6 protein-coding genes are annotated in these 7,266 nt (G+C 72.5%); 1 reads left to right on the plus strand and 5 read right to left on the minus strand.

Annotated features, from left to right (window positions below; genetic code table 11):
- On the minus strand, positions 1-383 hold a 383-nt coding region (locus HW445_RS13515; protein WP_180221271.1), incomplete at its 3' end, for a hypothetical protein.
- Positions 384-737: 354 nt separating this feature from the next.
- Here HW445_RS13515 and HW445_RS13520 point away from each other — a divergent pair.
- Positions 738-3,269 (plus strand): serine/threonine-protein kinase, encoded by a 2,532-nt coding sequence (locus tag HW445_RS13520; protein ID WP_180221272.1) that lies wholly within the window; start codon positions 738-740, stop codon positions 3,267-3,269.
- A gap of 374 nt (positions 3,270-3,643) precedes the next feature.
- Here the strand turns inward: HW445_RS13520 and HW445_RS13525 are convergent, their stop codons facing one another.
- The 4 genes from HW445_RS13525 to HW445_RS13540 form a co-directional block, all read right to left on the minus strand.
- A complete protein-coding gene (locus tag HW445_RS13525) occupies positions 3,644-4,294 on the minus strand; it encodes a M15 family metallopeptidase (RefSeq protein ID WP_180221273.1) in 651 nt (216 codons plus the stop codon).
- 95 nt (positions 4,295-4,389) lie between these two features.
- Positions 4,390-5,805 carry a phosphotransferase gene (locus HW445_RS13530; protein ID WP_180221274.1) on the minus strand — a complete coding sequence of 472 codons (1,416 nt, stop codon included), beginning with the start codon at positions 5,803-5,805 and terminating at the stop codon, positions 4,390-4,392.
- Positions 5,802-6,656: a class I SAM-dependent methyltransferase gene (locus HW445_RS13535; protein ID WP_180221275.1), complete on the minus strand. Its 855-nt coding sequence runs from the start codon at positions 6,654-6,656 to the stop codon at positions 5,802-5,804. Before HW445_RS13535 ends, HW445_RS13530 begins: the two co-directional genes overlap by 4 nt.
- Before the next feature lie 12 nt (positions 6,657-6,668).
- Positions 6,669-7,266 (minus strand): phosphotransferase (locus HW445_RS13540; RefSeq protein ID WP_180221276.1); only part of this gene is annotated, 598 nt, incomplete at its 5' end.

Genomic DNA, 7,266 nt, shown 5'->3' on the forward strand with positions numbered 1-7,266 from the left:
GCCTCCTCGGCGCGCGCCTTGAGGTGTGCCGGCAGGCGCAGGTTGACGCGGGCGGTGCCTCCCTCGTCGCCCTCGACAGGGGCCGGAGCCTTGAGGGGCTCGCCGTGCCCGGCCGGCTCCGCCGGCGCGCCGGCGTCGGTGGGCGGCGGCGTCACCACGAAGTCGGGGTCCAGCCCCCGCAGCCGTACGTCGACCGACCCCGGGGCGAGTTCGCGGGTGATCTCGCTCATCGCGGCGGAGAGCACGTTGAGCATGACCAGGCGGGTCGCCGACTCCAGTGGAGCGGTGAGCCTCTCGGCCAGTTCACGGGCTTCCTCGCCGCCGGCTTCGGCGGCCACCGCGAGTTCGCGGCGGAGTGTGTCGACATACGGGGTGAGGTCCATGACGCCATAGTGGCACCATCGTGGCGCCACGCGCAAGCGGGAATCAGTTCTTTTCTGGTCCGTGCCCACCCGCACCTCTCTGACCTGCGTATATAAGGTGGCGTCGTGGTGTGCCGCTCTGGCGTCACATGGCTGCTACGTGGCGCCATGTGGCGCCGAGTGGCGCCACGTGGCGCCATCCCGGCCCCACGCGTTCATCGCGAGGGGGGCAGGGCGACAACCGAACCCGCGCACATGCCGACAGGCCGTGCCGAAGGACAGGGGCGGGCGGTCGAGCTGCGGCGACGACACGACCAGCCCTACGGTGTAACGTCCTTCGGCCCTCGGTTTCCGTTGAGCAAGGAAGATCCGACCTTGAGACTGCCGCTGCACCAGGCGTTCCGGTACATCCACGAACCGCTCCCGGCGAATGACCCGGCCATCCCCGGCCTGGGGCACGACGAACTGCTGGCCGGGCTGCTGACCCGGCTGCGGTATTCGCACGGCGGCGCCTTCCTCGTGACGGGCTTCCGAGGCGTCGGCAAGTCGACGCTCGTCCTCAGGGCGCTGGAGAAGGCGGCGGGCGAGCAGTCGCGGGATGTCGTCCTGCTCCCCGTCTACCTCAATGCCGCCCGGCAACTGGAGGCGGATCAACTGCTGTTCGCCATCGTCCGGCGCATCTTCGAGGCGCTGGAGGACAGCGGACTCTTCGAGCGGCTGGCGCCCGACGTGCAGAACTCGTTGCTGCTCGCGTACATGAGGACGTCCTTGTCCTTCAAGCAGACCCACTCGGACACCAACGAACGCGGCGGAACGCTGGGGATGAGCCCTCAGCAGAGTCTGTTCAGCTCGATGGCGCCGACGCTGAGCCTGACCGGGAAGCGGATCAGTGCGCAGGCGATGGAAGCCTCCTTCCTGGCGTACTCGGAACTGGACGTCGAGCACGACCTGGTGCGCATCATCCAACTCCTCGACGCGGGCCGGGTCCGGCAGGAACGACGCGGGCTGCTGCGGCGCCGACGCATCACGGACCTCAGGATCCACCCGGTGATCGTGCTGGACGAGGTCGACAAACGGACGGAGGGCTCCGACGACGAACTCGCAATGCTGCAGCAGCTGATCGGCCGGTTGAAGAGCGTACTCACCACGCGGGGCGCGCACTTCCTGCTGATCGGCGGTGCTGACCTGCACGACAGCGCCCTGCGCGACGTGGACCGCGGCAACGGCCTGTACGAGAGCGTCTTCGCGTGGCGACTGTACGTGCCGTGTCTGTGGGAGGCGCCCGAACGTCTGGTGCACGACCTCGTGCGCCTGGGACGCGAAGAGGCCTCCACGCGGCGATCTCCCGGTGCCGGATCGGCGGGGGAGGGACCGGTGAGGGAGGGACCGGCGGGCGACGACGTGGAATCGCCGTCGTCGCTTCTCGACGCGCTCGTCTCCTACCTGCGCTTCAAGTCCAGAGGCGTCCTGCGGAGGCTGTTGCAGGAGTTCAACGCCCTTGTCGAGTGGGGCCCGGACGGACGGCCGGTGCTCGCCCTGAGTGAGGCGACGCTGCAGCGCGTGCGTCTGTACAGCGGTTTGGAGGCGGTCGTCGCCGAGGTCGTCTCGCCCGACCCGTCACGAGGCCAGGCGACACTGCCGATCGACGACGACCGCAGACGGCTCGGTGGTTACCACGTCGTCGACTGGGTCCTGCGCAGCCGACGGCGCGTGTTCACCGCCGCCGAGATCGAAGGGCAACTGGATCCGCTGCTCCACACCGACATCCGACTCGTCGAACGCCTTCTGCGCCACCTCGTGGACGCCGGTGTGATCACCATGGTCGGCGAGGGGAACCAGGGCCGGCGGGACGCGACGGTGTTCGGGCAGGTGGGGGCCGGAGACGTGACCTACTGCCGCCTGACCGATTCCTACGCGGACCAGCTGTGGGGGATCGCCCGCGAGAGCGAGAGCGAGCGAGCGGATCTGGCCATCCACTCCATGGTCACCACGAACGTCACCGGACTGGCGAGCCCGGAAGGAACCGCTCCGCCGGAAGAGAGCGCGAGCCCCGTGCGCGCGGCTCCCGGAAGTCGGCTCAACAGCCGCTACGAGGTCTACGAACTGATCGGGCAGGGCGGCATGGGAGCCGTCTACCGAGGGCTCGACGTACGGACGAACGAACAGGTCGCGGTCAAGATCCTGCACGGCGGGCTGGCTGCGGACGGGGAGATGCGGGCGCGGTTCCTGCGGGAGGGGGCGATCGGTGCGCGCGTCCGGCACCCCCACGTGGCCCGCACCCTCGACGTGGTGGAGGGGCCCGACTTCGCCCTGATCATCGAGCTCGTCGAAGGGCCGACGCTGCGAGAGTTCCTCCATTCCGAAGGGGCGCTCTCCGGCCGGCGCACCGTACGGATCGCCGACGAACTCGGCCAGGCCCTCGTCCACTTGGCGTCGCTCGGGCTGGCCCGCGTGGACCTGAAACCGAGCAACGTCATCCTCCACCCCCGGCGCGGCTCGGTGATCGTCGACCTCGGAGTGGCCCGAAGGCTGGCCGACGTGGAGAACACGCAGGTCACCCGAACCGGCATGGTGATCGGCACGCCCGGCTACATGTCTCCCGAGCAGGTCCTGGGCAACGTCACGGACGCGAGGTCCGACCTCTTCACCCTCGGGCTCCTGCTCTACGAGTGCCTGCTCAATCGTTCGCCCTACGATCACGCGGAGGACAACGCGAACCAGTTCTCCCGGATGTACGCGATCATGCACAACGACGTCGACGTCAGCGTGCTCCCTGTTTCGGACGCCTTCCGTGAGGTCATTCGGACCTGCACCCGGCGCGCCGTGGAGGACCGCTATCAGAGCCCCGCGCAATTCCTCTCCGCCCTGCGGTCCACACCGGAGGCGATGGCCGAGGAGGCGCCCTGACATCCACGGCCCTGTCCCGGCCAGGGCCCGCACAGCCCGCGCGGGCCCTCCCGTCCGGACGCTGACCCTGTCGCACCGGGCGTCACCGGCGGAGTCGATTTGGTGTGCAGCGCCGGGTGACCAAGCTGTCCGGCGTACTCCGGAGATCCGCCGCAGACCTCGGCTGTCCGACGTGGGTCCCCCCCCACGCCGGCAGTCATCGACGGATTGTCGGGCCTGCCACATGGAGATGTCGCGGTATTTCTCCCGGACGGGTCCCGTCACCGGCGGCGGAAGCCGCGGCCGTCGGAGGGGTGCGCGGACCAGGCGACCCGGGGTGCATTCCGTGGAGCGCTCCTCCGACGGGCAACGGCGGGCAACGGCGGGGGCGTAGCTCACGGCAGGTCGACGGGGCCGTAGAGGGCGGCGGGCTGCCCGGTCCGCAGGGCCCAGTAGCGGTCGCCGAAGCTCCAGTGCCACCACTCGGTCGGGTAGTTGATCAGTCCGGCGTCGGTCAGGGCGGTCCCGAGGAGGTCGCGCATCGCGCGGGCGGCCGGGGAGATGTTCGCCGCCGCGGTGTAGCAGGCGTCGTCGCTCTCCTCCGGGTTGGCGTTCACCGGCGTGCCCATGTCCACCTCGACACCCCGCTCGTCGACGAGGGTGAGGTCGACGGCGGCACCGGCGCTGTGCGGGGCGACCTCCGGAGGGGAGACGTAACGGGAGGCGGCCTCCCGGACCCGTTCCGGTGCCCAGCCGGGGTGGTGGCGGCGCAGTGCGTCGGCGTAGGCCTCGAAGTACTGCCGCTGCAAGGAGGGCGGACGGTATCCCTCGACGACCAGCAGCCGCATCCCGTCGGGCAGTCGGGACCGGGCGCGCAGCAGCCGGTCGAGCACGCCCTGCCGCAGACGGGCGTACGCCCCCGCGGGATCCGCCCGGCGCCGGTCGACCTGGAGCACGGCGGAGGCACGGACATCGGCCAACGGGTCGCCGCACTCACGGACCGGGATGGCGGCCACGCGCCGGTCGGACATCAGCACGATGCTCATGAGGTCCCTCCGTTCAAGTCCCCGTTCGGGTGTTGTCGACGTACCGCGCACCGTCTCCGCGCACCGCTCGGGCGGCACCCGGCCGGGGTCGGGCGTCATGTGGCTCCTCCTGGTGGCGAGTGGCGCCGCTCCGGCTCGGCGCGGAGGGTGGCCAGGGTTCGCCGGCCACGTTCGACGAGTTCCGGGTCGCCGTGGACCACGCCATAGGCGATCCCGGACACGGAGTCGAGGACCGTGTCGACGACCAGCCGTTCCTGCTCCGGCTCGGTCAGGGACCGGCCGTATCCGATGAGGAAGGCCTCACGCAGGTCGGGGCGACCGGCCCAGGCGTCGGACAGTCGGGCCAAGTCCCGTACGGCCGGACCGGGTTCGCTGCGCTCGAAGTCGACCACGTGCAGGGTGCCGGCGGCTTCGTCCCAGAGCAGGTTGCGCGGCTGGAAGTCGCCGTGCGTGCACACCGTGTCGACGGGAGGCAGGTGAGCGGCCCGTGCGACGGTGGCGCGCACGAACTCCTCGTCGCCCGGCGCCAGGTGGGCGCGCGCCCCGGCGAGGTACCGGTCCAGCTTCCCGGTGGAGAACGCGAGGCCACCGGGGTGCGGCGGGGCGTGCTGATGGATGGCGGCGGCGAGCTGCCCGACGCGGCGGAAGATCCGCCGCTGCCGCTCGGGCGGATGGTGCGCACCGTGCAGGGGTCGGCCGCGCACCGCCGTGAGGACCACGGCGCGCAGCACCGGATCGGCGGCGACCAGCCGGGGCGCGGCGTCGCCGAGGCCGACGGCCCAGCCGCGCAGCGCGGTCACCTCACGCTCGTGGAAGCGGTCGTTCCGGTGGACCTTGACGTACCAGGTGCCGCCTTCGGTGCCGCGCGCCTGCCATACGCGGCTGTTCCGCCGATGCCAGGAGGCGTCCGTCCACGCGGCGATCCGGCCGACCGCACGCTCGGTGAAGTCCCGTACGGAAGCCGGGGGAAGGCCGTCGCCCGGGATGCCGCCAGGGCCGGGGACCAGGCGCAGCCGGTCACAGTCTGCGGCGTGGGCGATCGGGTCGCCGGGTTCCTGGAAGTGGACGGCCATCCGCGCGCCGGTCCGGTAGGCGTCGAGTCCGGCCCGGCAGTAGGCGACCATCGGCCCGGGCAGGGAGCCGAGGGGGAACCAGCCCATGCTGTCGCAGACCTCCGGCTCCCGCACGCGCGGGGTGCCCTGCCAGCGCCGGACCTCGAAGAAGAAGCCGACGCGGGCCCTGCCTCCGGGGGCGCGGTGGTGCACGGTGACGGCCGCGCGGACGTCGGCCGGGTCGATGGTCACACCGGTTTCCTCGCGGGCCTCGCGGATGAGGGCGGTGACGACGTCCTCGTGCGGACCGTCGAGGTGCCCGGACGGCAGGTGCCAGCAGCCTGCCGCGTACACGTCGCCCGCCCGGCGCGACAGCAGCACCTCGGGCCCCGCCGTGCCGTCGCGGAGGGCGATCAGGTGGACGTCCAGCGGCTCGGTGTGCCGCTCGCCGGCGCTCACACGGCACCCGCGGTACGGCGGGCGAGCAGGACCTCGGAGACGGCCTCCTCGCGCAGCACGCCATCGTGCGCGTGGGCGCGGAGCAGGCGCCGGGCGTCGGCCTCGAACTGCTGGTGACGGTCGGCGAGGAGGGCGGGGCGGGCGAAGCTGGTGGTGCGCAGGTACCCGATGACGTCCTCGGGCGTCCGGTTCCGGACGACGGGGAAGGCGTGCCGGGTGACCTCGCCGAACGCGGAGGCCGCGAGTTCGTCCCGGAAGGAGCGGCCCGGTTCGGTGTACGTGCCGTGGGTGCCCGCTCGCCGGGCGGTGCCGAGACGGGACCGGATCAGGTCGCGCAGGGCGGCCGTCCACTCGGCGTCACAGGTCCACAGACTGCCGTCCCCCATGACCGCCACGACGGCGTGGGACGCGGCCACCCGGGCCGCCATGGCCAGGACCGCGGGGCGGTCCATCCAGTGGAACGACCGGCAGCAGGTGACCAGGCTGCGCGCGCGGTCGGGGACGGCCGGGGCGTAGGTGTGCGCCGCTCCCACGAAGCCGGTGACCGTGCACGTGCCGCGGACCGGCGTGCGCGCCCTGAGGGCGTGCTCCGGCATCCGCCTGCTCACGTCCACCAGGTGAATGTGGGTCAGGCGCCGCAGTACGGGCAGCAGCGCGAGGGGCACCTGCCCGGTGCCCGTGCCCAGGTCGAGCAGGACGGGGGCCGTGACGCCGTGCTGGGCGGTGGCCGGCAGGCGGACGGCCGCGTCCGGCAGCCCAGGCCGGTGGCGGGCGTAGCACGCGCTCTCCTCCCCGGACAGTGCCTCGTCGGAGACGGCGGCGGAAGACGGTGGTCGGTGCGGGCGGGGCATCGGGAGCCTCCGTCAGTGCCGGTGGGACGGGGGAGCCGCCAGGCCGGACGGTGGCGGGGGACCGGTCGGCCGCCGGCCGGCGTCGTCGCCGGGGGTCAAGAGGGAGCGGAGTACCTCCTCGGCTTCGTCGAGGCGCTCACGCAGCACCGCGACGGACCGGTGGCGGGCCCGCCCGTACGCCTCGAGCGCCGGTGTGACCGCGCCCGGGCGGTCCAGCGGCTCGGACAGCGGGTAGACCGAGCATGCCTGGTTTCCCACGGCGACGCGGGGCACGGCGAGCAGATCGTCCAGGGGAAGGGCGGGGTTGGCCGCCCGGTAGGCGGAGAGTGCGGTGGCCAGGCCCGTGATCCATGCGTCGGGGCGGGCCAGGACGGTGCGGGGGTCCAGGACGATCCGGCCGAGTTCCCACGCGGCGCTCCGGTGGCCGGGTGGCCGGAAGTCGACCACCGCCGCGACCTCCCGCCCGCGCATCAGCAGGTTGGGGGAGGCCAGGTCGCCGTGCACCACCTGAGCCGTCAGCTCGGGCGGCAGCTGCTCCAACAGGGCCGCCACCTCCGGCAGGGCGTCGAGCCGGCGGGCCGCCGTCCGCCGGGCCCACCGGGCGAACTCG

Source organism: Streptomyces sp. UH6 (assembly GCF_013421635.1).
In the GTDB taxonomy this organism is placed as follows: Bacteria; Actinomycetota; Actinomycetes; order Streptomycetales; family Streptomycetaceae; genus Streptomyces; species Streptomyces abyssomicinicus.

What these genes read in the sequence shown, in the direction of transcription:
- HW445_RS13525 (WP_180221273.1), bottom strand. Translation starts at nt 4,294, where the DNA reads ATGAGCATCGTGCTGATGTCCGACCGGCGCGTGGCCGCCATCCCGGTC.
- HW445_RS13535 (WP_180221275.1), bottom strand. Translation starts at nt 6,656, where the DNA reads ATGCCCCGCCCGCACCGACCACCGTCTTCCGCCGCCGTCTCCGACGAG.